This is a genomic window from Microbacterium croceum (genome assembly GCF_023091245.1).
GTDB lineage: Bacteria > Actinomycetota > Actinomycetes > Actinomycetales > Microbacteriaceae > Microbacterium > Microbacterium croceum.
This window is the reverse complement of record NZ_JAHWXN010000001.1, coordinates 1810931-1835385: the sequence shown is the minus strand read 5'-3', so window position 1 is coordinate 1835385 and position 24455 is coordinate 1810931. Positions and strand designations below refer to the sequence as shown.

General features: G+C 68.3%; 26 protein-coding genes. 17 read left to right on the top strand and 9 right to left on the bottom strand.

Annotated elements, in window-relative coordinates; translation table 11 throughout:
• Entirely contained in the window at positions 1-1080 is a 1080-nt protein-coding gene (locus tag KZC51_RS08660; RefSeq protein ID WP_247629583.1) for a 4-hydroxy-3-methylbut-2-enyl diphosphate reductase, read from the bottom strand.
• A gap of 100 nt (positions 1081-1180) precedes the next feature.
• Here KZC51_RS08660 and xseA point away from each other — a divergent pair, with 100 nt between their 5' ends.
• The 5 genes from xseA to KZC51_RS08635 all read left to right on the top strand — a co-directional run bounded on the left by xseA (position 1181) and on the right by KZC51_RS08635 (position 5438).
• The gene (gene xseA / locus KZC51_RS08655) at positions 1181-2458 is read left to right on the top strand and encodes an exodeoxyribonuclease VII large subunit (protein WP_247629582.1); all 1278 of its coding nucleotides are present in this window, start codon (positions 1181-1183) and stop codon (positions 2456-2458) included.
• Positions 2459-2519: 61 nt separating this feature from the next.
• Positions 2520-2750 (top strand): exodeoxyribonuclease VII small subunit, encoded by a 231-nt coding sequence (locus tag KZC51_RS08650; RefSeq protein WP_141872605.1) that lies wholly within the window; start codon positions 2520-2522, stop codon positions 2748-2750.
• Complete coding sequence (locus KZC51_RS08645; RefSeq protein ID WP_247629581.1) at positions 2747-3391, top strand: DUF4245 family protein; 645 nt, start codon at positions 2747-2749, stop codon at positions 3389-3391. Before KZC51_RS08650 ends, KZC51_RS08645 begins: the two co-directional genes overlap by 4 nt.
• The gene (locus tag KZC51_RS08640; RefSeq protein WP_247629580.1) at positions 3388-4047 is read left to right on the top strand and encodes a carbonic anhydrase; all 660 of its coding nucleotides are present in this window, start codon (positions 3388-3390) and stop codon (positions 4045-4047) included. The genes KZC51_RS08645 and KZC51_RS08640 overlap by 4 nt, the downstream gene beginning before the upstream one ends.
• Positions 4044-5438 carry a class II fumarate hydratase gene (locus KZC51_RS08635; protein ID WP_247629579.1) on the top strand — a complete coding sequence of 465 codons (1395 nt, stop codon included), beginning with the start codon at positions 4044-4046 and terminating at the stop codon, positions 5436-5438. The genes KZC51_RS08640 and KZC51_RS08635 overlap by 4 nt, the downstream gene beginning before the upstream one ends.
• 146 nt (positions 5439-5584) lie before the next feature.
• Here the strand turns inward: KZC51_RS08635 and phoH2 are convergent, their stop codons facing one another.
• Both phoH2 and KZC51_RS08625 read right to left on the bottom strand, forming a co-directional pair.
• Positions 5585-6970 carry an RNA 5'-3' helicase PhoH2 gene (phoH2, locus tag KZC51_RS08630; RefSeq protein WP_372491764.1) on the bottom strand — a complete coding sequence of 462 codons (1386 nt, stop codon included), beginning with the start codon at positions 6968-6970 and terminating at the stop codon, positions 5585-5587.
• 293 nt (positions 6971-7263) lie between these two features.
• Positions 7264-8043, bottom strand: a complete 780-nt coding sequence (locus KZC51_RS08625; protein WP_247630619.1) for an isoprenyl transferase — start codon at positions 8041-8043, stop codon at positions 7264-7266.
• An 84-nt stretch (positions 8044-8127) separates the two neighbouring features.
• Between KZC51_RS08625 and trhA the strand changes: the two genes are divergently transcribed.
• The 8 genes from trhA to KZC51_RS08585 all read left to right on the top strand — a co-directional run bounded on the left by trhA (position 8128) and on the right by KZC51_RS08585 (position 15104).
• Positions 8128-8865, top strand: a complete 738-nt coding sequence (gene trhA / locus KZC51_RS08620) for a PAQR family membrane homeostasis protein TrhA (protein WP_247629578.1) — start codon at positions 8128-8130, stop codon at positions 8863-8865.
• A gap of 126 nt (positions 8866-8991) precedes the next feature.
• Complete coding sequence (locus tag KZC51_RS08615; RefSeq protein ID WP_247629577.1) at positions 8992-9849, top strand: MetQ/NlpA family ABC transporter substrate-binding protein; 858 nt, start codon at positions 8992-8994, stop codon at positions 9847-9849.
• Positions 9849-10910, top strand: a complete 1062-nt coding sequence (locus KZC51_RS08610) for a methionine ABC transporter ATP-binding protein (RefSeq protein ID WP_247629576.1) — start codon at positions 9849-9851, stop codon at positions 10908-10910. Before KZC51_RS08615 ends, KZC51_RS08610 begins: the two co-directional genes overlap by 1 nt.
• Positions 10907-11566 carry a methionine ABC transporter permease gene (locus tag KZC51_RS08605; protein WP_247629575.1) on the top strand — a complete coding sequence of 220 codons (660 nt, stop codon included), beginning with the start codon at positions 10907-10909 and terminating at the stop codon, positions 11564-11566. The genes KZC51_RS08610 and KZC51_RS08605 overlap by 4 nt, the downstream gene beginning before the upstream one ends.
• A complete protein-coding gene (locus KZC51_RS08600; protein ID WP_247629574.1) occupies positions 11563-12723 on the top strand; it encodes a pyridoxal phosphate-dependent aminotransferase in 1161 nt (386 codons plus the stop codon). Before KZC51_RS08605 ends, KZC51_RS08600 begins: the two co-directional genes overlap by 4 nt.
• Positions 12720-13922 (top strand): iron-containing alcohol dehydrogenase family protein, encoded by a 1203-nt coding sequence (locus KZC51_RS08595; RefSeq protein WP_247629573.1) that lies wholly within the window; start codon positions 12720-12722, stop codon positions 13920-13922. Before KZC51_RS08600 ends, KZC51_RS08595 begins: the two co-directional genes overlap by 4 nt.
• Positions 13859-14332, top strand: coding sequence for an S-ribosylhomocysteine lyase (locus tag KZC51_RS08590; RefSeq protein WP_247629572.1), 474 nt, complete (start codon positions 13859-13861; stop codon positions 14330-14332). The genes KZC51_RS08595 and KZC51_RS08590 overlap by 64 nt, the downstream gene beginning before the upstream one ends.
• A gap of 1 nt (position 14333) precedes the next feature.
• Entirely contained in the window at positions 14334-15104 is a 771-nt protein-coding gene (locus tag KZC51_RS08585) for an SDR family oxidoreductase (protein WP_247629571.1), read from the top strand.
• Between the two features lie 23 nt (positions 15105-15127).
• Here KZC51_RS08585 and KZC51_RS08580 read toward each other — a convergent pair whose 3' ends face one another.
• Positions 15128-15412 carry a hypothetical protein gene (locus tag KZC51_RS08580; RefSeq protein ID WP_247629570.1) on the bottom strand — a complete coding sequence of 95 codons (285 nt, stop codon included), beginning with the start codon at positions 15410-15412 and terminating at the stop codon, positions 15128-15130.
• A gap of 68 nt (positions 15413-15480) precedes the next feature.
• Between KZC51_RS08580 and KZC51_RS08575 the strand changes: the two genes are divergently transcribed.
• Entirely contained in the window at positions 15481-15867 is a 387-nt protein-coding gene (locus KZC51_RS08575; protein WP_247629569.1) for a DUF4307 domain-containing protein, read from the top strand.
• Positions 15868-15964: 97 nt separating this feature from the next.
• Positions 15965-16453: a transcription elongation factor GreA gene (gene greA, locus KZC51_RS08570; RefSeq protein WP_247629568.1), complete on the top strand. Its 489-nt coding sequence runs from the start codon at positions 15965-15967 to the stop codon at positions 16451-16453.
• Positions 16454-16525: 72 nt separating this feature from the next.
• Here greA and ilvA read toward each other — a convergent pair whose 3' ends face one another.
• On the bottom strand, positions 16526-17755 hold the full coding sequence (gene ilvA / locus KZC51_RS08565) for a threonine ammonia-lyase (RefSeq protein ID WP_247629567.1): 1230 nt from the start codon (positions 17753-17755) through the stop codon (positions 16526-16528).
• On the bottom strand, positions 17752-18948 hold the full coding sequence (locus KZC51_RS08560; RefSeq protein ID WP_247629566.1) for an AI-2E family transporter: 1197 nt from the start codon (positions 18946-18948) through the stop codon (positions 17752-17754). The genes ilvA and KZC51_RS08560 overlap by 4 nt, the downstream gene beginning before the upstream one ends.
• A gap of 76 nt (positions 18949-19024) precedes the next feature.
• On the opposite strand from KZC51_RS08560, the gene KZC51_RS08555 reads away from it, so the two are divergent.
• Both KZC51_RS08555 and KZC51_RS08550 read left to right on the top strand, forming a co-directional pair.
• Positions 19025-20284, top strand: coding sequence for a winged helix-turn-helix domain-containing protein (locus KZC51_RS08555; RefSeq protein WP_247629565.1), 1260 nt, complete (start codon positions 19025-19027; stop codon positions 20282-20284).
• Complete coding sequence (locus tag KZC51_RS08550; protein ID WP_247629564.1) at positions 20281-21183, top strand: hypothetical protein; 903 nt, start codon at positions 20281-20283, stop codon at positions 21181-21183. The genes KZC51_RS08555 and KZC51_RS08550 overlap by 4 nt, the downstream gene beginning before the upstream one ends.
• A 15-nt stretch (positions 21184-21198) precedes the next feature.
• Here KZC51_RS08550 and KZC51_RS08545 read toward each other — a convergent pair whose 3' ends face one another.
• The 3 genes from KZC51_RS08545 to KZC51_RS08535 all read right to left on the bottom strand — a co-directional run bounded on the left by KZC51_RS08545 (position 21199) and on the right by KZC51_RS08535 (position 24414).
• Positions 21199-21765 carry a LemA family protein gene (locus KZC51_RS08545; RefSeq protein WP_247629563.1) on the bottom strand — a complete coding sequence of 189 codons (567 nt, stop codon included), beginning with the start codon at positions 21763-21765 and terminating at the stop codon, positions 21199-21201.
• A 91-nt stretch (positions 21766-21856) separates the two neighbouring features.
• Positions 21857-23170 (bottom strand): D-arabinono-1,4-lactone oxidase, encoded by a 1314-nt coding sequence (locus tag KZC51_RS08540; protein ID WP_247629562.1) that lies wholly within the window; start codon positions 23168-23170, stop codon positions 21857-21859.
• Positions 23167-24414, bottom strand: a complete 1248-nt coding sequence (locus KZC51_RS08535) for a type III PLP-dependent enzyme domain-containing protein (RefSeq protein WP_247629561.1) — start codon at positions 24412-24414, stop codon at positions 23167-23169. Before KZC51_RS08535 ends, KZC51_RS08540 begins: the two co-directional genes overlap by 4 nt.
• Positions 24415-24455: the final 41 nt, after the last annotated feature.

Genomic DNA, 24455 nt, shown 5'->3' with positions numbered 1-24455 from the left:
CTATGCGCCTCCTCCGGTCGCGCGTCCCCCGAGCGCACGATCGTCACGCTGTCCGGAGGCGTCATGACGCAGCTCCTTCGGCAGAGAGAACATGAGGTCCTCCTCCGCGGTCTTGACCTCTTCGACGTCACGATACCCGGCGTCGCCGAGCGCGTCGAGAACCTCGCGCACCAGCACCTCCGGCACAGAAGCGCCACTGGTCACGCCGACCGTCTCGACGCCGTCGAGCCACTCCTGCTGAACCTCTTCGGCGTAGTCGACGCGGTAGGCCGCCTTCGCGCCGTACTCCAGCGCGACCTCGACGAGCCGCACACTGTTCGACGAGTTCGACGAACCGACGACGATCACGAGATCGGCCGCAGCGGCGACCTTCTTGATCGCGACCTGACGGTTCTGGGTGGCGTAGCAGATGTCGTCGGACGGTGGATTGTGCAGCTCGGGGAAACGCGTGCGCAGCCGGTTCACCGTCTCCATGGTCTCGTCGACCGAGAGCGTGGTCTGCGACAGCCAGACGACCTTGGACGGGTCCTTCACCTGGACGGTATCGGCCTCATCGGGAGAGTTCACGATCGTGACGTGATCCGGGGCCTCTCCCGCCGTCCCCTCGACCTCTTCGTGTCCTTCGTGGCCGATCAACAGGATCTCGAAGTCGTCGCGGGCGAAGCGCACGGCCTCGCGGTGCACCTTGGTGACCAGCGGGCAGGTCGCGTCGATCGCATGCAGACCGCGATCGGATGCCGCGGTGACGACAGCCGGCGAGACGCCGTGCGCGCTGAAGACGACGTGAGCCCCCTCGGGCACTTCGTCGACCTCCTCGACGAAGATCGCGCCCTTCGCCTCGAGCTCGGTCACGACGTGGATGTTGTGCACGATCTGCTTGCGCACATACACCGGAGCGCCGTAGCGCTCGAGAGCCTTCTCGACGGCGACCACGGCGCGGTCGACACCGGCGCAGTATCCGCGAGGGGCGGCGAGCAGCACCCGCTTCTGTCCGACGACCGGGTTATCCTGAAGCCGCCCGGACGATGCCCGCACTCGTGGGATGCGCGGGGCAGGGAGATGAACGACAGTCGAGGTCACGCTTCGATTCTACCGGCGCTTCGCCTGGAAAGGCCTGGGCGCCATCCCGCTCCCCCGGACGCACAGACACCACGACCAACGGCAGGAGAACAGGCAGCACATGACAGTGTTCGAAGCCGCGCAGGGTGCGGGCGAAGCTCCCCCCGCGGATGCGGTCGCTCCGCGCGATTCCACAGCGGAGGCGCCGACCTCGGTCGCCCGTCTCAACGGGACGATCCGTGACTTCATCGCACGCTGGAACACCGTCTGGGTCGAAGGCGAGATCACCTCATGGAATGTGCGCGGCGGCAACGTCTTCGCACGCCTGAAGGACACGCAGTCCGACGCGCAGATCTCGATCCGCGTGTGGTCGAGCGTGCGTGGGCGCATCCCCTCCGACCTCGGCATCGGCGATCACGTCGTCGCCGCCGTCAAGGCGGACTACTTCATCAAGGCCGGAGACTTCAGCTTCACGGTGTCGGCCATGAAGCACGTCGGGTTGGGCGACCAGCTCGAGCGGCTCGAGAAGCTGCGCGCCCAGCTCCGTAAGGAAGGCCTGTTCGACCCCTCACGCAAGAAGCGGCTGCCGTTCCTCCCGCACGTCATCGGACTCATCACCGGCGAACGGTCGGACGCTGAGAAAGACGTGCACCGCAACGCCGAGCTGCGCTGGCCCCAGGTGCGCTTCCGCACCGAGTACGCGGCGGTGCAGGGCGACCGCTGCGTTCCGGACACCCTCGCCGCTCTCGCCCGCCTGGATGCCGACCCCGAGGTCGACGTGATCGTCATCGCCCGCGGCGGCGGCGACCCGCAGACGCTGCTCGGATTCAGCGATGAACGCCTGGTGCGTGCGGTCGCTGCGGCATCCACTCCCGTCGTCAGCGCGATCGGGCACGAGAACGATCACCCCCTGCTCGACGATGTCGCCGACCTGCGTGCGTCCACCCCGACAGACGCGGCGAAGCGGGTCGTGCCGGATGTGGGCGAGCAACGCGCGCTGATCGCCCAGCTGCGCTCGCGGTCGACCACGCGCATCACGCAGCGCCTGTCACATGACATCGCCCAGCTGGAGCAGCTGCGCTCGCGCCCGGTGCTGCGCTCCCCCGCCCCGATCATCGACGCGCGGGCCCAGGAGCTGTGGCTGCTGCTCTCCCGCGGACGCGAGACCATGACCAGGCACCTCGACGCCGCGGGCCGTCGCACGAGCGAGCTCCGCGCATCTCTGCGCGCGCTCTCGCCCGCGGCCACACTGGCCCGTGGCTACGCGATCGCGCACCTCGACGGCGGTGTGATCCTGCGCGATGCTGCAGATGCGCCGTCCGGCACCGCCCTGACGATCACGCTCGACAGAGGATCCGTGGCCGCGCGCTCCGAGGGCGAGATCGCCGAGGACTCCTGAGCCGGCGGCACCCCGCCCTCCGACCGGCGTGACTGTCAGCCGCACGCCGTAGGATGGAGGAGTGAGCGCTCTGAACGACACCCCTGTGGAGACGCTGTCGTTCGAGGCAGCCCGTGACGAGTTGGTCAAGGTCGTCGCCGAACTCGAGCAGGGTGCTCCCACACTCGAGCAGTCCCTCGCTCTCTGGGAGCGCGGAGAGGCCCTCGCGGCCCGGTGCGAGGAGTGGCTCCTGGGTGCGAAGCGCCGCCTCGACGCCGCTCGCGCCGCCGCATCCGATGAGGACGAGTCATGAACAAGCCGGCCCCTATCGTCGCCGAGCTGGGCCGCCCCGAGACGCCCGAGGAGACCGCAGCTCGCAAGGCCGCGTCCAGCAAGGCGTATCGCTCGAGCCAGACGATGCGAAACCTGATCGCTGCGCTTCTGGTCACGGTGGCCGTCGTCGCCGTGATCATCTTCGCGGTTCCCCGCGGCGAGCCCACCGAAGCCAAGGCGATCGACCTCGCAGGCATCGCCGCCGACGTCGAATCGACCATGGGAAGCCCGGTGATCGTCCCGGAGCTCGGGGATTTCTGGCGCGTCAACGCGGCGAATCTCACGAGCGGGGCGACGGTCGTGTGGGATGTGACTCTGGCACCGGCAGACCAAGACGAGCGTGGGTACATCCGCCTCGCTCAGGCGTTCGACGCCGACTCGAGCTGGGCTCCGCAGCGGCTGAACGGCATCGCTCCGACGGACACCGTCCGCATCGACGGCCTGGACTGGGATGTCTATCAGCCAGGCGGGGCCGGAGCGGAGCAGAACATCACCTACGCCATCGGCACGCAGGCCGGCGACGACTACGTCCTTCTCTACGGCGCACGATCGGCGGCATCCACCGCCGATCTCGCCGAGTCCCTCGTTCCGCAGATCCGCGCACTCTCGGAGGCACAATGACGCACGCCCTCACCCCGGCAGCAGCCTGGCAGCAGATGCAAGACGGCAACCGTCGGTTCGTCGCAGACGAACCTCGACACCCGAACCAGGATGTCGCCCGCCGCAAAGACCTGGCCGCCGCGCAGAACCCGGTGGCGACGCTCTTCGGCTGCTCGGACTCGCGTCTGGCCGCCGAGATCATCTTCGATCTCGGCCTCGGCGACCTCTTCGTCGTGCGCAACGCCGGTCAGGTGATCGGCGAGTCGATCGTCGCGAGCCTCGAGTACGCGGTCGCGGTGCTCGACGTCCCCCTGATCGTCGTACTCGCCCATGACTCCTGCGGCGCGGTGCGCGCAGCGATCGACGGCACCGCCATCGACGCCGCTCCGCTCCCGCCGCACATCTGGAAGCTCATCTCCCCGATCGTTCCCGCCGCCCGCAAGGTGCTGGTCGAGAACGGCGGCACCACGGTCGACGAGATCGATGCCGAGCTCGTCGGCCAGGAGCACCTGCGCAACACCGTGGCCGACCTGCTCCAGTCATCCGAGCTGATCAGCAACGCCGTCGCCGAAGGCCGTCTCGGCATCGTCGGCGCCAACTACCGTCTGGCCGAGGGCACGGCCGTGCCCGTCATCACTGTGGGGATCGACCCCGAATCTCAGGAGGCATCGGAATGACCGACAGCGAATACCGCATCGAGCACGACACCATGGGTGAGGTGCGCGTGCCCGTGAACGCGCTCTACGGAGCGCAGACGCAGCGCGCCGTGGAGAACTTCCCGATCTCGGGCAAGGGGCTGGAGTCAACGCAGATCGCCGCCCTCGCCCGCATCAAGAAGGCAGCGGCGCTCGCGAACAAGGAGCTCGGCACCCTCGACGGCGCCATCGCGGATGCGATCGCACAGGCCGCGGACCAGGTCGCCTCCGGTGCCCACGACGGCGAGTTCCCGGTCGACACGTACCAGACCGGCTCCGGCACCTCGTCGAATATGAACATGAACGAGGTGCTGGCGACGCTCGCCACCCGCATCCTCGGCGCCAACGTGCACCCCAACGACCACGTGAACGCATCGCAGTCCTCGAACGACGTGTTCCCGACCTCTGTGCACATCGCGGTGACGCAGGCCCTCATCGATACGCTCATCCCCGCTCTGGACCACCTCGCGGTGGCGATGGAGGCGAAGGCGGAGCTGTGGAAGGACGCCGTCAAGTCCGGGCGCACGCACCTGATGGACGCCACCCCCGTCACGCTCGGCCAGGAGTTCGGCGGCTACGCCCGCCAGCTCCGTCTCGGCATCGAGCGCGTGCAGTCCGCTCTCCCCCGCGTCGCCGAGGTTCCGCTGGGCGGCACCGCGGTCGGCACCGGGATCAACACTCCCCTCGGCTTCCCGCAGAAGGTCATCGCGCTGCTCGCCGCCGAGACCGAGCTGCCGATCACCGAGGCGAAGGACCACTTCGAGGCGCAGGCGAACCGCGACGCCCTCGTCGAGGCGTCCGGAGCACTCCGCACGATCGCGGTGTCGCTGACGAAGATCAACAACGATCTGCGCTGGATGGGCTCCGGCCCCAACACGGGCCTGGGTGAGCTCCACATCCCCGACCTGCAGCCCGGCTCGTCGATCATGCCCGGCAAGGTCAACCCGGTCGTCCCGGAGGCCGTGCTCATGGTGTGCGCCCGGGTCATCGGCAATGACGCAACCGTAGCCTGGGCCGGCGCGTCCGGCTCCTTCGAGCTGAACGTCGCGATCCCGGTGATGGGCACCGCCCTCCTGGAGTCGATCCGTCTGCTCTCGAACGCCTCGCGCGTGCTCGCCGACAAGACGATCGACGGCCTGCAGGCCAACCTCGAGCGCGCCGCGGCATTCGCCGGCATGAGCCCCTCGATCGTGACCCCGCTGAACAAGCTCATCGGGTACGAGGCGGCGGCCAAGATCGCCAAGCACTCCGTCGCCAAGGGCATCACGGTGCGCGATGCCGTGATCGACCTCGGCTATGTCGAGCGCGGCGACCTCACGCTCGAGCAGCTCGACGAGAAGCTCGACCTGCTGTCGATGACCCACCCCGGTTGATCCTCGACGCATGACACACGGCGGATGCCGCGCGGACTCGTTCCTCGCGGCATCCGCCGTTTCCGTCTGCGTCGGCCTGCCTGTATCGCCGCGAATGCAGAACAGCGGATGCCGAGTGCACGGCATCCGCTGTCCCCTTCCCGGCGTCAGCTGAGCTCTCCGCCCTCCAGCAGCTCGGTGACGAGGGCTGCGATCGCCGAGCGCTCCGAGCGCATCAGCGTCACATGTCCGAACAGGTCGTGTCCTTTGAGGGTCTCGATCACGCTGGCGATGCCGTCGTGGCGTCCGACGCGCAGGTTGTCGCGCTGGCCGACATCGTGTGTGAGGATCACCCGGGAGTTCTGCCCCATCCGGCTCAAGACCGTGAGGAGCACGTTGCGCTCCAGCGACTGCGCCTCATCCACGATCACGAAGGCGTCGTGGAGCGAGCGTCCGCGGATGTGCGTCAGCGGCAGCACCTCGAGCAGGCCCCGTTCGATGACTTCCTCGACGACGTTGCCGGACACCACGGAACCGAGCGTGTCGAAGACCGCCTGCCCCCAGGGCCCCATCTTCTCGCCCTGGTCGCCGGGGAGGTAGCCGAGCTCCTGGCCGCCGACCGCGAAGAGCGGGCGGAAGACGATGATCTTCTTCTGCTGCTGCCGCTCCAGCACCGCCTCGAGGCCGGCGCACAGGGCGAGCGCCGACTTGCCGGTGCCGGCGCGCCCGCCAAGCGACACGATGCCGACCTCCTGATCGAGCAGCAGGTCGATGGCGATGCGCTGCTCTGCGGAGCGCCCGTGCATCCCGAAGATGTCGCGGTCGCCGCGCACCAGGCGGTACTCGCCGTCCCCTGTCACGCGTCCGAGCGCCGAGCCCCGCTCCGAGTGGATGATGAGGCCGGTGTTGATCGGGAGTCCCCGCGCATCTTCACTGATCCCGACCTCGCTCTCGTAGAGGTCGCTGATGTCGTCTCCGGAGAGATCGAGCGTGGTGATGCCCGTCCAGCCCGAGTCAACCGCCTGCTCGGCGAGGTACTCCTCCGCGCGCAGACCGAGCGAGGCCGCTTTCACGCGCATCGGCAGGTCCTTGGAGACGATCGTGACGTCCTGTCCGTCCTGGGCGAGGTGCATCGCGACCGAGAGGATGCGGGTGTCGTTGTCGCTGAGCCGGATGCCGGCGGGGAGGACGGAGGAGTCGGTGTTGGCGAGCTCGACGCGCAGCGTGCCGCCTTCGCCGACCTCCACCGGGAAGTCCAGTCGGCCGTGCTCGATACGCAGGTCGTCGAGGTGCCGCAGCGCCTGCCGGGCGAAGTAGCCGATCTCCGGATCGTGGCGCTTGCCCTCGAGCTCCGAGATGACGACGACCGGGAGCACGACCGAATGCTCTGCGAAGCGGAAGAACGCCTGCGGATCGCTCAACAGGACGGACGTGTCGAGCACGTAGGTCCGCAGGTCCTGATCAGGCTCTGCGGAGGCTGCTCGCCTTGCCGTCGTCTTACGGGTGGACTGCTGCGCGGTGCTGGTGGACTGCTGCGCTGTACGTGAGGTCACGACCCACTCCCGACCCGGGAGAATTCCCGGCTATTCGAAACGAGTCGACCAGGGGCCACGAGTCGCTAACCTGAAGGCCGACTCGACCGGGCTCCTTGCCCGATGCCTAGAAGGTACGACCAGTCACCGACATATCAGTGCGTAGACACGCCAGCGATTCGTTACGACCTGATGAACGTCTCGTTGCCGGACACCGTCAACGTCTCACCGAGGAACGCGACCGTGACCTGATCCATACCGGCGCACGGACGCTCCCCGTGCCGTCACCACGACACCGCCGCGCGTGTGGCGACTCAGCGTCCGAAGCGCCGATCACGATCCGCGTAGTCTCGGATCGCGCGCAGGAAGTCGACCTGGCGAAGGTCCGGGCCCAGGGCCTCGACGAAGTAGAACTCGCTGTGAGCGCTCTGCCAGAGCAGGAAGTCGCTGAGCCGCTGCTCACCACTCGTGCGGATGACGAGATCGGGGTCGGGCTGTCCGCCTGTATACAGGTGCTCACCGATCATCTCCGGCGTGAGATGCGCCGCCAGGTCTTCCAGCGTGCCGCCGGACGCCTCGTGCGCGACGATGATGCTGCGCACCGCATCGACGATCTCGTTGCGGCCTCCGTAGCCGACGGCCAGGTTCACGTGGAGTCCGGTGTGTCCTTTGGTGCGCTCCTCCGCGGCAGCGAGGACCCGGGCCAGCTCGGGCGGAAGGATGTCGGCGCGGCCCACATGCTGGACGCGCCAGTTGCCCTCTCGCGAAAGCGCCTCGGCGAGCTCCGCGATGATCTCGATCAGATCGGCCAGCTCCGCAGAGTCGCGTTTGCGCAGGTTGTCGCTCGAGAGCAGGTACAGCGAGACGACGCGCACCCCGAGCTCGTCGCACCATCCGAGGAACTCATGCATCTTGGCCGCACCGGCCCGATGTCCCTCCGCCGGCGTGGCGTAGCCGAGCTGCCGAGCCCATCGACGATTGCCGTCGATCATCATGGCGACGTGGTGCGGCACCGAGGCGGAATCCAGCTGGCGGCGTAGCCGATTGCTGTAGAGCCGGTATAGCGGCCCTCGCCCTTGGCTGTCGCGTGAAATCACCTCCCTACGCTACCGTGCCGACCCCCGGGAAGCTGAGGATATGTACGGCTCCGGGCATGCGCACCCACCTAGAGTGAGGCTGTGAGCACACCCGAATCCGCCGGCGCGGACCTCCCTCAGCTGCCGCTCCTCGATGCCGCCGCCGTCGACGACGCAACAGCGGAGATCCGTCCGACCTGGCGCGGCTGGATCCACGCGGGCACCTTCCCTGTTGCCATCGTGGCGGGCATCGTGCTGATCATCGTCGCCCAAGGCGGCGCGGCGAAGTGGTCGGCCGCGGTGTTCATGGCGAGCTCGCTGCTGCTTTTCGGTAACTCCGCCCTGTACCACCGCTTCGACTGGAAGCCCCGCGTCAAGCTGATCCTGAAACGGATCGATCACGCCAACATCTTCCTGCTGATCGCCGGGACCTACACGCCGCTCGCCACGCTCGCCCTCCCTCCGGGGAAGGGCACGCTGCTGCTGAGCCTCGTGTGGGGCGGCACCGTGGTCGGCATCCTGTTCCGCGTCTTCTGGATCCATGCCCCGCGTTGGCTGTACGTCGCCCTCTACCTGCTCATGGGCTGGGCGGCTGTGATGTTCATGGCCGACCTGTTCGCGGCCAACGTCGCCATGATGATCCTGGTGATCGTCGGAGGGCTGCTCTACACCGGCGGCGCCGTCGTCTACGCGCTCAAGAAGCCCAACCCGTGGCCCGGGCACTTCGGCTTCCACGAGATCTTCCACGTCTGCACGGTGCTGGCCTTCCTCTGTCACTGGACCGCCTGCCTGCTCATCGCACTCGCCCCGCTGTCTCCCTCTTTGGGCGTGCCTCTCTAGCGGTCCTTCGACGCCGGGGCCGGCCGGTCGGATCGCGTCGACACGGTTCGTAACAGGATGTCGTCGCCGGTCATCTCGGCCGTTAGGTTCGAGAGGCCCGCCCATCCTCTCTCCCCGGAGTCTCCCATGCGTCGCACCAGCCGCGTCATCGCCCTGTCCGCAACCACTGCCCTCGTCGCCGTCCTCGCAGCCGGCTGCTCCTCGACGCCGTCGACGTCGGCCGACAGCGGCTCGACCGCCGCGGACAAGAAGACGATCACGATCGGCTTCAACCCCGGGCCGTACCTCGAGATGTTCACCGAGGGCATCGAGCCGATCCTCGAAGAGGAGGGCTACACGGTGGAGACGAAGGACTTCACCGACGGCGTCATCGTGAACGTCGCGCTCAGCGATGGAGAGATCGACGCGAACATCATGCAGCACCCTGTCTATCTCGAGGCGATCAACCAGCAGGAGGGCCTCTCCAACGCCGCGCTGGTGCAGGTGCCGGGACCGCCGATGGCACTGTTCGGCGGTAAGAAGGCCACCCTGGACGAAGTCGGCAAGGGAGCCACCGTCGCCGTGCCGAACCAGCCCGCGAATCAGTACCGTGCGCTCAAGGTGCTCGAGGCCGTCGGCTGGGTGACCCTCTCCGACGACATCGATCCGGCCACGACCTCGTTGGCCGACGTCGTGAAGAACCCCCACGATCTCTCCTTCGTCGAGATGGAGAACGCGCAGCAGGTTCCTGCGCTGGAAGACGTCGACTACAGCGTGATCCAGGGCAACTTCGTCGTCTCCGGAGGCCTGAAGCTCACCGATGCGCTGCAGCTCGAGGATCTGACCGACGAGTTCTCCGTCGTCGTCGCGGTCGATGAGAAGAACCTCGACAGCGACTGGGCGAAGGCGATCGAGGCGGCATACGAGTCAGATGCCTTCGCCGACTACATCACATCGAACTCTCAGTACGACGGCTACCACCTCCCGACCGCCCTGGAGCGCTGATGACCGCGTCGGGTCATGAGCTCGGCACCACGGGGTCCGTCCTGACGACCGCCGTCAGGCTGGAAGGCGTGACGCGTCGGTACGGTCGCGGCGGTGAACAGCTCACCGCCCTCGACGATGTGACCGTCGAGATTCGTCGAGGAGACATCTTCGGTGTGATCGGGCACAGCGGCGCCGGCAAGAGCACCCTGATCAGGATGGTCAACGCGCTGGAGGCACCGACGTCCGGGATCGTCCAGGTGGACGGGGTCGATCTCGCCTCGCTGTCGACCGCGGAGCTGCGTGCGGCCCGTAAGCACACCGCCATGATCTTCCAGCAGTTCCAGCTGCTGGACACGGTCACGGTCCTGGACAACGTGGCCCTGCCGCTGCGACTCGACGGCATCGGACGACGCGAGGCCCGCGATCGCGCCACCGAGGCGCTGGAGTTCGTCGGGCTCGGTGCGCGGCTCGGCGCCTACCCCGGTCAGCTCTCCGGCGGACAGAAGCAGCGCGTCGGCATCGCACGTGCGATCATCCGCAATCCGGCCGTGCTGCTGTGCGACGAGGCAACGAGCGCCCTGGACCCTTCGACGACCCTGCAGATCATCGACCTCCTCAAGAGAGTGAACCGAGAGTACGGAACGACGATCCTCGTGGTCACGCACGAGATGGACGTGATCACGAATCTCTGCCACTCCGTCGCAGTGATGGAGGGCGGACGCATCATCGAGCAGGGCGCGGTGATGGACGTCTTCGTACGCCCACAGACGGCCACCGCACAGGCCTTCGTCGGAACCGTCATCCCGCAGGAGCTGCCGGACCGGGTGCGTCGTGCCGTCGGCGGCCACCCGCTGTGGCGGCTGAGATTCCTCGACGAGGAGGTGACGAGTCCGATCGTCGGCGCTCTCATCTCCGACTTCGGCCTGCGGGTGAACATCCTGCACGCCGATATGACCGACATCCAAGACCGCACGGTCGGCCATATGGTCATCCAGGTCGAGGGCGACGAAAGTCAGTGCGCGGCGGCCTTCCGCTATTTGGTCGACAGGATCGTCAGCGTCGAGGAGGTCGTCCTGTGATCGACACGCTGCTCACTCCCGAGCTCTTCCTCGAAGCGCTCGGCGAGACGCTCTACATGCTGGGGATCTCGCTCTTCTTCGGGTCGATCCTCGGCATCCTCCTCGGTATCGCGGTTGTGGTGACCCGCCCGGCAGGAGTGCTCCCCAACGCGGTGGTCTCCTTCGTGCTCAACGCGTTCATCAACGTCGTACGGTCGCTCCCGTTCATCATCCTGCTCGTCGCGATCCTGCCGTTCACCCGGATGATCGTCGGAACCTCCATCGGGGTGAACGGCGCGCTGGTACCCCTCATCCTCATGGTCGCGCCCTACATCGGACGACTCGTCGAGAACTCCCTCCTCGAGGTCCCGGAGGGGATCGTGGAAGCCGCCAAGTCGATGGGTGCGACGCCCGTGCAGATCTTCGTTCGGTTCCTCCTGCCGGAGGCACGGGGCTCTCTCGTGCTCGCCCTGACGACCGCGACGATCGGTCTGCTGGATGCGACCGCCATGGCGGGAACAGTGGGCGCCGGCGGGATCGGAGATCTCGCGATCTCGTATGGTTATCAGCGATTCGATGGGATCACGATGCTCGTGACCGTGGTGACGCTCGTCGTCATCGTGCAGCTCATCCAGCTGTTCGGCACCCGCCTCGCCCGGAAGCTGCGACGTCGATGACGGCGCTGCGCGCGGCGGCACGGGTCGAGAACCTGCCTCCGAACTTCTTCGGCGCGCTCGACGGCGCCGTCGCGCAGGCGCGCGCCGCGGGCGGGGACGTCATCGACGTGTCCAAGGGCAACCCCGATCTTCCGACCCCGGCACACATCGTCGCGGCGATGCAGGCCGCGGTGGCCGATCCCGCCAACCACGGATATCCCGCGTATCGCGTGCGCCCCGCGCTCGCGCAGGCGATCGCCGCACGGTACCGGGAGGACCACGGCGTGCTGCTCGATCCGGATACGCAGATCGCCGCGTTCCACGGCTCGCATGAGGCTCTGATGGCCGCGATCCTCGGACTCGTCGACACGGGGCGCACGCTCGTGGTGCCCGATCCCGGGTACCCCGCCTATGCGACAGCGGCAGAGCTCGCGGGCGCCGACCTTCGTACCGTTCCGCTGAACCGAGCGTGTGGGTATCAGCCGGACTTCGCCGCGCTGCGCGATCTCGACGACGCGGCGGCGATCCTGCTCAACTACCCTCACAACCCCACCGGAGCGGTCGCCACCGCATCCACGTTCGACGACGCGATCGCGGAGAGCACCCGACTCGGGGCGGCCCTCATCAACGACTTCGCCTATTCGTCGCTCGGATACGACGCACGCCCCCTCTCCGCCCTGACCGTCGACACCAACAGGACGGTCGAGGTCTCGACGCTCTCCAAGACCTACAACATGGCCGGATGGCGGATCGGCTTCGCTGCCGGCGCCGCCCCTCTCATCGCGGCGATGCGGCGATACCAGGCACACGCGTTCAGCACCATCTTCGGGGCGACGCAGGAGGCGGCGGCCGCGGCTCTCGCCGGGGACCAGGAGGGCGCACACGAGCTCGTGGCGACCTACCTCGCCCGCCGCGACCTCGTCGTGGATGGGCTCCGCGCCCAGGGATGGGACCTGGTCGCCCCCGCAGGGACCTTCTTCGTCTGGGTGGGGATCGGCGGAGACGACGATGTCGCCTTCACGCAGCGTCTGCTCGCCGAACACGGCGTCGCCGTCGCCCCGGGCAGCGGCTTCGGCGCGGGTGGCGCGGGGTTCATCCGCATCAGCCTCGTGCATCCACGGGAGCGCCTCCACGAGCTCGTCGAGCGACTCGCCGCGGCGAAGGAGGGCTGGCGATGACGCGTGCACGTGTGCGACCGGGGCCTGCGATCGTGCACTCCGGCATCGGCGCGATCGACGAGCTGCCCGAGCTGCTGCACCGAGACGGCATCACCCGCGTGCTGCGGGTGCATGGCGCCCGCGCTCATCGCGCCGCCGCACCCTTTCTCCCGCACCTGAACGCCATCGAGATCATCGACGCCGGATTCACGAGCGAGTGCAGCCCCGCGGAGATCACCCGCCTTCGGGAGGTCGCCACGAGCAGAGGCGCAGAGGCAGTGCTCGGGGTCGGCGGCGGAAAGGTGCTCGATACCGCGAAGGCGGTAGGGCATCCGCTCGCCCTGCCCGTATACCTCGCGCCGACGCTCGTCAGCACCTGCTCCGGATGGTCCGCGGTCAGCGTCTACTACGACGAGGAGCACCGTCACCTCGGCCACGAGATCTGGGAGACCCCGACCCGCGGGCTCCTGCTGGACCCGCGGATCGTGTTCGACTCACCCGTCGCACTCTTCGTCTCCGGCATCGCCGACACCATCGCCAAGCACGTGGAGACCCGCGCGGCGTTCGATCGGGCCGATGCCGCCGACACGCTGACGGCATTCGGCGGGCTGGCCGCCGCGCGCTGCGGAGAACTGGTCTCCCGCCACGGAATCGTGGCCGTCGACGATATGCGCCGAGGGGTCCGCAGCGATGCGTGGACCATGCTCGCGGAAGCGTGTGTGATCACGGCGGGCCTCGTCGGCGCGCTCGGCGCCGAAGCCGGCAGCGCCACCGCCGCGCACCCGATCGGTGACGCACTCAGTGCCTTCGCGCAGACGCGCGACCTCCTGCACGGAGTGAAGGTCGCGTATGGCATCCTCGTACAGCTCGCCTACGAACGCCGATGGGAGGAGATCGACCGTATGAACGAGCTGTACGCGGCTCTGGGCCTCCCCCGTTCACTGGCGGACCTCGGCCTCTCGGCAGAGGACCCCGTAACGCTCGGCACGATCGCCGAGATCGCGACGGGAGCGCACTCGAGCGTGCATCTCCTCGATCCGTCGCCGTCGGCCGCCGAGCTCATCGCCACCCTGCACGCCCTCGAAGACCGTCAGTCCCGGCTCGACAGCGTCGTGCTCGCGCACCATCCCTCGCCCCCGTTGAAAGGAACATCCCCATGGCCGAAGTCGAAAGCTTCACCCTCGACCACACCGCGGTCCTCGCGCCCTACATCCGCCTGATCGCGGTCGAGAAGGGTCCGCGCGGGGATGCGATCTCGAACTTCGACGTCCGTTTCGTGCAGCCCAACGAGGGCGAGATCTCGACGGCGGGTCTGCACACCATCGAGCACCTGTTGGCGAGCCTGCTGCGTGACCACCTGGACGGTGTGATCGACATCTCCCCGTTCGGCTGCCGAACGGGATTCCATCTCATCACCTGGGGGGAGCCGGCTGTCGCCGACGTCGCGCATGCCGTGCGCGAGAGCCTCACGGCGATCGCCACCGACATCACGTGGGAGCAGGTCCCCGGCGTCGATGAGATCAGCTGCGGGAACTACCGCGACCACAGCCTGCACAGCGCGCGCGAATGGTCGAAGCGGATCCTCTCCCAGGGCATCAGCCTGGACGCCTTCTCCCGCGTGGGCGTCTGACGTGTTCGAGGAGCTGCGCGGACGCGTGGTCCTGGTCACCGGCGGGGCGAGCGGCATCGGGGCCGGCATCGTCGATGCGTTCCTCGCGGCCGGGTCGACCGTCATCGGAGCGGACCTCAGCGCTGCGGAGGGTGGACTGCACGAGGGCCGGGAGCGGGAATGGACGGTGCGTCTCGACGTGTCGGACGAGAACGCCGTCGTCGCCGCATTGGACTCGATCGAGGAGCACGTGGGCCCCGTCGACGTCGTCGTGACGGCCGCGGGGACCTCGACTCTGGCTTTCGCGACGGAGACCACCGAGCAGGAGTGGGATCGCAACCTCGACGTCAACGCGAAGGGTTCGTTCCTCGTGGCCAAGCACGTGGCCACGCGCCTCGTCGCCGCCGATCGGAAGGGACGGATCATCTTCATCGCCTCTCAGGCCGGCAAGAACGGCTATCGCGGGATGACCGCGTACGTGGCGTCGAAGCACGCCGTGCTCGGGGTGACGAAGAGCATGGCGGTGGAGCTGGCTCCGCGCGGCATCCTCGTGAACGCGATATGCCCGGGGATCATCGAAACGCCCATGAAGCACCGCGAGCGCATCGAAGGCGGTGCCATCCGTGGGATGTCCGCCGAGGAGGTCGCCGCAGAGGATCGTTCCCAAGTCCCGCTCGGACGGACGGGGACCCCGCAGGACGTGGCCGGAGTCGCCCTGTTCCTGGCTAGCGATCTCGCCGGCTACATGACGGGGCAGGGACTCAACGTCACCGGCGGCATGACGATGCACTGAACAGCATCGTCACTCCTGTCGCGTCACGCGCGCTCGTCGCCGTCGTCACCCTCACGGACGATCGGAAGGTCGGCATCCGTCTCAGTGGCCTCGTCGGCGGCGCGCGCGGCCTCCTCCGCATCGAGCTCGTCGCGCACCTCTTCGCGGTAGCGCACCCGGCGGATACGGCGGTTCATGTCCCAGATCAGCAGGATGACCGCGATCACGATGAAGACGATCACCGCGAAACCGACGAACCCCGGGGTGACCGCCTCGGGTGCCACCGTCATGGTGGGCGTCGGCATCGGGGTCTCGGTCAGAGCGAGCATGTGTCGGCCTTTCGTGCGCAGGTCGCATAACCTGGAACTACCAGACTAACGACCGGAAGACCCCTCCCGTGACGACAGCAGCACAGCTCGACGACCGATACGGCCGTACCCGCCGGCGGCGGGGACCCTGGATCGTGGGGATCGCCATCGCTGCACTCGCGGTCGGGGCGTTCGGGTGGATGACCGTGAACCAGTCGATGTCGTCGGTGGACGCCGACGATCTGGGCTTCGATCTGGTCGACGAGCACTCCGTGGAGGTCCGTTTCCAGGTCACGGGGGTGCAGGGCAAAGATGTGGTGTGCATCGTCGAGGCCCTCGACGAGGAGTTCGGTGTCGTGGGCTGGAAGCTGGTCGACATCGCCGCGGGAGACAGCCATTCGACGGCCGTCTCCGCCACCGTGCCGACCGTTGCCGCAGCCACCACAGGTTTGGTGAACACCTGCTGGGTCGCTTAGACTCATCGCAGACAGACGACGCCCTGGCACCGTGCCGGGGCGTCTTGGCATATCCCCCGCAGTCCGTGGCCGGGATACCGAAAGAAGGAGCTTCGTCATGTCAACCGACGCTCAGGTTCCCTTCCTCACGCAGGAAGCGTACGACCGTCTCGTCGCCGAGCTGGAGCACCTGTCGACCTTCGGTCGCGAGGAGATCGCCAAGCGCATCGAGGCCGCCCGCGAAGAAGGCGACCTCAAGGAGAACGGCGGCTACCACGCTGCGAAGGATGAGCAGGGCAAGCAGGAGGCCCGCATCCGCACCCTCGAGGGTCTGCTGAAGACCGCGAAGGTGGGCGAGGCTCCGGCCAGCCGCGGCATCGTCGAGCCCGGTACCGTCGTCACGGCCGTCGTCGCGGGCGGCGAAGAGGTCTTCCTGCTCGGCAGCCGCGAGATCGCCGCCGGCAGCGACCTCGACGTCTACAGCGAGGCCAGCCCGCTCGGACAGGCGATCCTCGGCCTCAAGGTCGGCGAGAAGTCGTCGTACGAGGCTCCGAACGGGCGCTCGATCGCCGTCGAGATCGTGAACGTCGAGACCTACACCGGCTGATCTGCCCCTGAACGCACGAACGCCCCTCCGACCGTGGTCCGAGGGGCGTTCTGCATGCTGCCGCCGTGCGACTCAATCCGGGACGAGGATGGGCTCGAACCCGGCAGCGCGGAGCGTGTCGAGAGTGTGCTCGGAGTGCTCCGGCCCGCGCGTCTCGACGCTGAGCTCGAGGATGACGTCGCTGATCTGCAGCCCGTGGCCGTGGCGCGTGTGCATCGCCTCGATGACGTTGGCTCCGGCCTCCGCGATCAGCTCCGACACGCGTGCCAGCTGTCCAGGACGGTCGGGAAGCGGGATTCGGATCGTCAGGTAGCGACCGGAAGCGGCGAGCCCGTGCGAGACGACGCGCTGCAGCAGGAGGGGATCGATGTTGCCGCCGGACAACACCGCCAGGGTCTTGCCCGTCCTCGGTACCTTGCCGGCGAGGATCGCCGCGACGCCGGCCGCACCGGCGGGCTCGACGACGACCTTGGCCTGCTCCAGCAGCACCAGGATGGCGCGGGCCAGATCGTCGTCCGAGACCGTGACGACCTCATCGACGTACTCCTTGATGATGTCGAACGGGATCGCTCCGGGACGGGCGACGAGGATGCCGTCGGCGATCGTGGGGCGCGTGACGATGTCGACGGGGTGCCCGGCCTGGAGCGACGGCGGCACGGCAGCGGCGTTCTCCGCCTGCACGCCGATGATGCGGACCGTGCGGCCCAGCTCCGCGGCGCGGGCCTTGACCGCGGCGGCGACGCCGGCGATGAGCCCTCCACCGCCGATACCCAGCACGATCGTCTCGACGTCGGGTGCGTCCTGCAGCAGTTCGAGCCCGAGCGTACCCTGGCCGATCACCACATCGCGGTGGTCGAACGGCGGGATCAGCACCGCGCCGGTTCGTTCGGCGAACTCGGCGGCGAGTCGGAGGGAGGTCGCGACCGTCTCGCCCTCGAGCACGACGTCGGCGCCGTAGCCACGGGTGGCGAGCAGCTTGGGAACAGGAACACCCAGCGGCATGAAGATCGTGGCCGAGATGCCGAGCTCCTGCGCCGCGAGGGCGACGCCCTGTGCGTGGTTGCCGGCCGACGCCGCCACGACACCGCGCGCGCGCTCCTCGGCGCTCAGGCGGGACAGTCGGTACGCCGCGCCGCGGATCTTGAAGGACCCGGTGCGCTGCAGATTCTCCATCTTCAGCACGACCGGCGCGCCGAGGATGTCGGAGAGGGCTCGCGACGGCAGCGTCGGCGTGTGCGAGATCACCTCAGCCAGACTTTGAGCTGCGTACTCGAACTCGGCCAGGCTGGGGACTTCGCTCATTGATTCCTCCGTCTCCGCTCACGCGGTACTGTGCTCCAGATCAGATCTCCGCTGGGGTCCACGCCTGTTCGCCACGACCCGGTGCTCAACGTCACCGCGGCGACGTTGATGAACGCCGCCAACGGCACGGCGAAGAGAGCGCCGGGGATGCCGGCGATCATGGCGCCACCCGCGACGACGAGGACGACGGCCAGAGGGTGGACCTTCACGGCAGAGCCCATCAGGATCGGCTGCAGGATGTGTCCTTCGAGCTGCTGCACTGCGAGCACGACGAGGAGCATCCACAATGCGATCCAGGGACCGTTGTAGACGAGGGCGAGGAACACGGCGACAGCGCCGGTGACGACGGCGCCGACGATCGGGATGAACGATCCGAGGAACACCAGCACCGCCACGGGCAACGCGAGCGGCACCTGCAGCAGGAAGGCGCCGAGGCCGATGCCGACGGCGTCGATCGTGGCGACGAAGAGCTGCGTCCGCGCGTAGTTGACGACGGTCTTCCAGCCGTTGCGCGCCGCACCGTCGACTGCCTGACGCCCGTTGCGCGGGAAGAGCTTGAGCGTCCAGCGCCAGATGCCTGCGCCGTCGGCCAGCAGGCAGATGAGGATGAAGAGGGCGAGCACGGCGCCCGTCGCCACATGACCGACGGTGGTGCCGATCGCGAGCGCGCCGGACCAGAGCACCTGCGCCTGCTCGTTGAGCATGTCCAAGCCCTGCTGAAGGTAGTTCGCGATCTGTGTGTCCGACAGGTTGAGGGGTCCGTCATGGAGCCACACCTGGAACTGCTCGAAGGCCTCCGTCGAGCTCTTCTGCACATCCGGCAGCTCGACCCGCACTTGCCAGATCACGAGCCAGAGCAGTCCGCCGACGATCGCGGCGGTTCCCAGCAACGACACGAGGATCGCCACCCACCTCGGGAACCGATGGCGCAGCATCCACTCGAATGCCGGCCACAGCAGCGCCGTGATGAGGATGCCCACCATGAGCGGGATCACGAGCAGCTTGAGCAGCATGACCAGCCAGATGAAGACGCCGATCGCCGCGGCTATCAGCAGGAGCCTCCACGCGTAGCCCGCTGCGACGCGCAGAGTGATCGGCACCGCCTCGTCGGCTTCGGTCGTCACCGTGCGGTCGGTCGTGACCGGGCGCGGACGGAAGAGATCCCTCAGCCTGGGCCGCTGCTCGTCGCTCATCGCCCAAGTCTACGGCGATCGCAGACGCACACGTTGCCGCACGGCGGATGTCGGCGGCCGGCGATACGCTGACGGCGTGACAGACACTCTCGCTCCCGCCCACGCGCGACGAATGGCACTGGCGGCTCAGGGCTTCACACGGGCGCGTCCCGCGTCGGTCACCGCGGCGCACATCCATCGCGTGATGGATCGGATCGGGGTGCTCCAGATCGACTCCGTGAACGTCTTCGCCCGCTCGCACTACCTCCCGCTGCTGTCGCGGCTCGGCGCCTACGATCCCGCGCTGCTCGACAAGGTCTTCCTGTCCCGGACGACGCACTATGTGGAGTATCTGGCGCATGAGGCCACCTTCATCCCGATCGAGGACTGGCCGCTCTGGCAGTTCCGGATGGACGACTTCCGCCGTCGATGGTCCGTAGAGGGCTCCTGGATGAGCAGCAATGCCCGCACGCTGCAATGGGTGCAGGACGAACTGCGCACACGAGGACCTCTCCGCCCCGCGGATCTCCGCGCTGACGCCCCGCGCGAACGGGGCACCTGGTGGGATTGGGATGACGTCAAGCTCGCCCTGGAGCATCTGTGGCGCACCGGCGACGTCGCGATCAGCGGACGCAAGGGCTTCGAGCGCACGTACGCCCTCGCCGAGCAGGTGATCCCGGAGCACATCCGTCGGCAGCAGATCCCGCGCCAGGAGGCCATCCGCACATTGATCGCCCGCGCCGCACGCTCCTCCGGCGTCGCCACGCAGTCCGATCTCGCCGACTACTACCGGATCCGCGATCGGGCCGGAGTCACGCAGGCGATCGCGGATCTCGCCGCGTCCGGAGAGCTGCTCCCCGTGCAGGTGCGCGGGTGGGAGCGCGGGGGGCGTCCGTTGCCCGCCTGGCGTCATCGCGACGCGGTGCTCCCCCGCCGTGTCGACGCGGCCGCCGTGCTGACCCCGTTCGATCCGGTGGTCTGGTTCCGCGACCGCGCTCTGCGTGCCTTCGACCTCGACTACCGCATCGAGATCTACGTGCCGGCCGAGAAGCGCCGCTACGGCTACTACTCGCTCCCCGTGCTCGTCGGCGACCGGATCGTCGCCCGTGTCGATCTCAAGGCGGACCGCGCCGCCGCGACCCTCCAGGTGCAGTCGGCCTGGTGGGAGCCGCAGTCACGGCCGGAGGATGCGGAGCGGATCGCGCGCGAGATCGCCCTCGCGGCGACCTGGCAGGGCCTGGAGCACGTGTCGGTGTCGGGATGGGGCGACGCCGCGGATGCTCTTCACTCCGCGCTCGTCGGCGACGCTCTGGCATCCGTGCGGCGCCATACGCACTCGAGGGAGCAGACCGGATGACGCGCCGCCGCGTGTGGATCCTCGCGAGCGCAGCCGGGCTGGTGCTGCTCATCGGGGCCGGACTGTGGATCTGGCAGGTGTCGAGTCGTCCTGCGTCGGCAGAGGACACCGCGCTCTCCTACCTGCGCGCGCTCGAGTCCGGCGACGCCGCTGCCCTCGCATCTGTGAGCACGAAGGCGTCCGAGACATCCCTGACGGCATTCGCCGCGGCAGACGAGCGCATCGAGGACCCGGCGACGACCGCTGTGGATCAGAGCGGCGACACGGCGACAGCGGAGGTCTCATTCGTCCTCGCCGGCGAGACGCGCACGGCATCGCTGCCGCTGTCGCGGACCGAGGGCCGTTGGCGGGTCGACGCCGCCGGCCGCGGGTCCGTGCAGGCCGACGCGTCAACGGGGGCCTTCTTCATGATCGGCGACGCGACCTTCGCGATCGGCGAGGACGCTGCTCTGTTCCCCGCGGTCTACACGGTCGCGCCGGCGCCCCGGGAGCTGCTCTCGGGAGAGGCGGAGGTGATCGTGCTTCCCGGGGAGACGGCTGAGGTGTCACTCGACGCGGCTCTGCTCCCCGAGGCGACGGAGGCGGCGCAGTCCGCGTTGGAGGAACGCCTCGCCGAGTGCACGACCGGCGGGGCCGAGATTCCCGCCGGGTGCGGCATCCGCATCCCCTGGGGTACGGAATTCCGCGCCGTCAGCGACATCCGGTATCGCATCGAGGCCCCGCCGTCACTGACGCTCACCACGACGCACTTCGACGCGACGGACGGGGTCCTGGTCGCGACGGTCACCGGCACCGGTCAGGACGGCAGCCCGCGCACGACGACGTACCGCACCGAGTCCTGGCTCGTGCGCGGAGACGTCTCCTTCACCGCGACGAACATCGTCCTCGCGCCGTGGTGACGCAGACGGTCGGCGTCAGAACTGGACGCGCGGCGGCTCAGAGATCGCCCCGCTGTCTGCGACCTCGAAGAACTCGCGCTCGGTGAAGCCGAGGCTCTTGGCGAACAGGTTGTTGGGGAACACCTTGATCTTGGTGTTCAGCTCCCGCACCCCGCCGTTGTAGAAGCGACGGGCCGCCTGGATCTTGTCCTCGGTGTCGACCAGCGCCTGCTGCACCTGGAGGAAGTTCTGGCTGGCCTGCAGCTGCGGGTACGCCTCAGCGACCGCGAACAGGCTGCGCAGCGCCTGCTGCAGGTGCCCTTCGGCGATGCCGGCGGCGCCCGGGCTGCCGGCGTTCAGAGTCTCGGCACGCGCACGGGTGACGTTCTCGAAGACCGCCTTCTCGTGGGAGGCATAACCCTTGACCGTCTCGATGAGGTTCGGGATGAGATCGGCTCGTCGCTTCAGCTGCACCGTGATGCCGCTCCATGCTTCGTCGACTCTGACGTTCAGCTGCACCAGCGAGTTGTACGTCGCCCACAGGTAGATCCCGACCAGCAGGATCACGCCGACGACGATCAGTACTGGCACAAGCCATTCCATCAGAGGCCCACCCTTCCTCGTTTTGTCTCATCCTATCGGCGCTCTCTGCACGTGTACTGGGCGCGCTGCACGCCGCGGCTGTGAATCTGCCTCAGGCTCCGAGCACCCGCTCGAGGTAGCGGTTGCCGAAGCGGCGCTCCGGATCGAGCCGGTCCCGGAGTGCGAGGAAGTCGTCGAACCGCGGATAGCGTTCCCGCAGCTGCCCGGCGTCCAGCGTGTGGAGCTTGCCCCAGTGCGGACGACCGCCGTGCGCGAGCATGATCTCCTCCACGGCTTCGAAGTACACCGTGGGGTCGGCACGCCAGTAGCGGTGCACGGCGATGTACCCCGATGCGCGGCCGTGCGCGGTCGAGAGCCACCGGTCGTCCTCGGCGGCGAACCGTACCTCGATCGGGAACTCGATTCGCCAGCCGCGCTGCGCGATCAGCGCCTGCACCGCGCGGAACGCCGACACGACGTTCTCCGCAGGCAGCGCGTACTCCATCTCCCGGAAGCGCACGGTGCGGCTCTGCGTCAGCACCCGGTTCGACAGGTCGGTGTACTCGCGGTTCCCCGTGAGCTTCACCGCCAGTCGGCTGAACGGCGGCGTCACGGCGGGCACCACCTGCCCCGCCGCGCAGACCACCCGGTATACGCCGTTGGACAGCAGGGTCTCGTCGACCCACTTTCCGACGATCGGGAGCGGCTGCCGCACCGTGGACTCCGGGAGTCGCGTCTGCCGCTTGGTGAGAGCGACGTCGGTGTGTGGGAACCAGTAGAACTCGAAGTGATCGGACGCCGCCACCCGCTCGTCGAGCGTCGCGAGCACGTCGTCCAGGGGTGCGGGCTCGTCGATCGCGTGCATGACGAACGAGGGCACGCACTGCAGCGTCACCTCCACGATGATCCCGAGCGCGCCGAGGCCGAGGGCGACAGCCGGCAGCAGCTCGCTGTTCTGCTCCTCATCGATGCGCAGGAACTCGCCCGCCGCGGTGACCAGGGTGATGCCGACGACCTGGGTCGCCAGACCACCGTAGCCGGCGCCGGTCCCATGAGTGCCCGTGGAGATCGCACCCGAGATCGACTGTCGATCGATGTCGCCGAGGTTCTGCATCGCGAGACCGTAGGGCGCCAGCAGTCCGGGAATGCGGTGCAGCCGCGTGCCGGCGAGAAGCCTGACCCGACCGGTGGCAGCATCCGCGGAGACCAGGCCGTGCAGGTCGTCGAGCTCAAGCAGTACCCCGGGGGCGACTGCGATCCCGGTGAAGCTGTGCCCGGAACCGACCGCCTTGATGGCGAGGCCCTGAGACGCCGCGGCCTGGACGGCGCGCTGCACCCCCTCCGGGCTTCTCGGGCGTTCCACGCGTACCGGTCGGACCGATGCCGAGCGTGCCCAGTTCTGCCACGTCCCACCGATCCTCGTCACAGGAACGCCTTTCCCTCGCCGCGGTACGTGGGCAGTTCGTCGATGACCTCGTCCCCCGACACCAGGTGATACTGCTCGATACGCTCGGCGGGCTCACCGCTCTTGGAGTGCCGGAACCAGACCCGGTCCCCCACGCCCAGGCTCGATGCTGCTCTGCCCTGGAGTGGAGTCTGCACCTCGCCGGCTGCCTCGCGCGGCAGGGTGTGCAATCCCTGCGGCCACGCCGGCAGGGGTTGACGCGACGCCACGGGAGGTCCGGAGGCGATCCATCCGCCGCCGAGCACCGTCGCGATGTCGGCAGCAGGACGCCGGACGACGTCGAACGCGAACGCCGAGGCAGGTGCCGGCTGGAACGAGCGATAGCCGTCGAACAGGTGGCCGCCGAGCAGACCGCTTCCGGCGCTGGCTTCGGTCAGGGACTCGTCGCTGCCGGTGAACTCGAGCGAACCCGTGCCGCCGCCGTTGATGATCTCCAACGCCGCGACGCCGCTCACCGCGTCGACGATGGCCGCCCGTCGCTCCCGCAGCTCCGCACGGGAGCGCGCCTGCACGAGGCGGATCAGGGGTGCATCCGGTCCGGCATCATCCCCCTGGCCGGCGATCTGCGCGTCGTACATCTGGAGGCCCACGAGGCGGAAGCCCGGTCGCGCGACCACCTTGCGGGCGAAGGCGACGACTTCGCCCGCGCTGAAGAGCGCAGAGCGACGCACGCCGATGTGGCCGAGCACGGCCGACCGCCAGGAGGCGTCCACATCGATCGCGACCCGGATCTCCGGTCGCTCCGCCGGACCGGCCACGCTGTCGATGACATCGAGGTGCACGGGGTCGTCGATCATGAGAGTGACGCGCTGCGCAGCGCGCTCGTCCGCGAAGAGCTGCCCGAGACCCGCACGGTCGACGGTGGGATACCCCAGCATGATGTCGTCATGGTCCTCGGCGAGCCAGAGCGCTTCGGCGAGGGTGAACGCGAGGATGCCGCGGTATCCCGGCAGTCGCAGCACCGCATCCAGCACCGCCCGCACGCGGACCGACTTCGAGGCCACACGGATGGGGAGCCCACCCGAACGGACGAGCAGATCCATCGCGTTGTAGCGCAGCGCCTCCCGATCGATCACCGCCACCGGGGCAGGAAGATGGCCGGTCGCGGCGGACAGTCGCGGCCAGTAGCGGGCGGGATCCTGCCACTCCGGAGCGACAGCGAGGGCGCCCTCGACGGGGCTCAGTTCATCGGTGAGATCGAGCACTCCCCCACCCTACGGCCTGACCGTACGCCGGATCACGTCTC

Bases quoted from the DNA above. Each gene is read 5' to 3' on its own strand.
- KZC51_RS08560 (WP_247629566.1), bottom strand. From the start codon at position 18,948: ATGAGCGACGAGCAGCGGCCCAGGCTGAGGGATCTCTTCCGTCCGCGC.
- KZC51_RS08610 (WP_247629576.1), top strand. From the start codon at position 9,849: ATGACCGCGTCGGGTCATGAGCTCGGCACCACGGGGTCCGTCCTGACG.
- KZC51_RS08640 (WP_247629580.1), top strand. From the start codon at position 3,388: ATGACGCACGCCCTCACCCCGGCAGCAGCCTGGCAGCAGATGCAAGAC.
- ilvA (WP_247629567.1), bottom strand. From the start codon at position 17,755: ATGAGCGAAGTCCCCAGCCTGGCCGAGTTCGAGTACGCAGCTCAAAGT.
- KZC51_RS08550 (WP_247629564.1), top strand. From the start codon at position 20,281: ATGACGCGCCGCCGCGTGTGGATCCTCGCGAGCGCAGCCGGGCTGGTG.
- KZC51_RS08595 (WP_247629573.1), top strand. From the start codon at position 12,720: ATGACGCGTGCACGTGTGCGACCGGGGCCTGCGATCGTGCACTCCGGC.
- xseA (WP_247629582.1), top strand. From the start codon at position 1,181: ATGACAGTGTTCGAAGCCGCGCAGGGTGCGGGCGAAGCTCCCCCCGCG.
- KZC51_RS08645 (WP_247629581.1), top strand. From the start codon at position 2,747: ATGAACAAGCCGGCCCCTATCGTCGCCGAGCTGGGCCGCCCCGAGACG.
- KZC51_RS08545 (WP_247629563.1), bottom strand. From the start codon at position 21,765: ATGGAATGGCTTGTGCCAGTACTGATCGTCGTCGGCGTGATCCTGCTG.
- KZC51_RS08600 (WP_247629574.1), top strand. From the start codon at position 11,563: ATGACGGCGCTGCGCGCGGCGGCACGGGTCGAGAACCTGCCTCCGAAC.
- KZC51_RS08590 (WP_247629572.1), top strand. From the start codon at position 13,859: ATGGCCGAAGTCGAAAGCTTCACCCTCGACCACACCGCGGTCCTCGCG.
- KZC51_RS08615 (WP_247629577.1), top strand. From the start codon at position 8,992: ATGCGTCGCACCAGCCGCGTCATCGCCCTGTCCGCAACCACTGCCCTC.
- KZC51_RS08580 (WP_247629570.1), bottom strand. From the start codon at position 15,412: ATGCTCGCTCTGACCGAGACCCCGATGCCGACGCCCACCATGACGGTG.
- greA (WP_247629568.1), top strand. From the start codon at position 15,965: ATGTCAACCGACGCTCAGGTTCCCTTCCTCACGCAGGAAGCGTACGAC.
- KZC51_RS08635 (WP_247629579.1), top strand. From the start codon at position 4,044: ATGACCGACAGCGAATACCGCATCGAGCACGACACCATGGGTGAGGTG.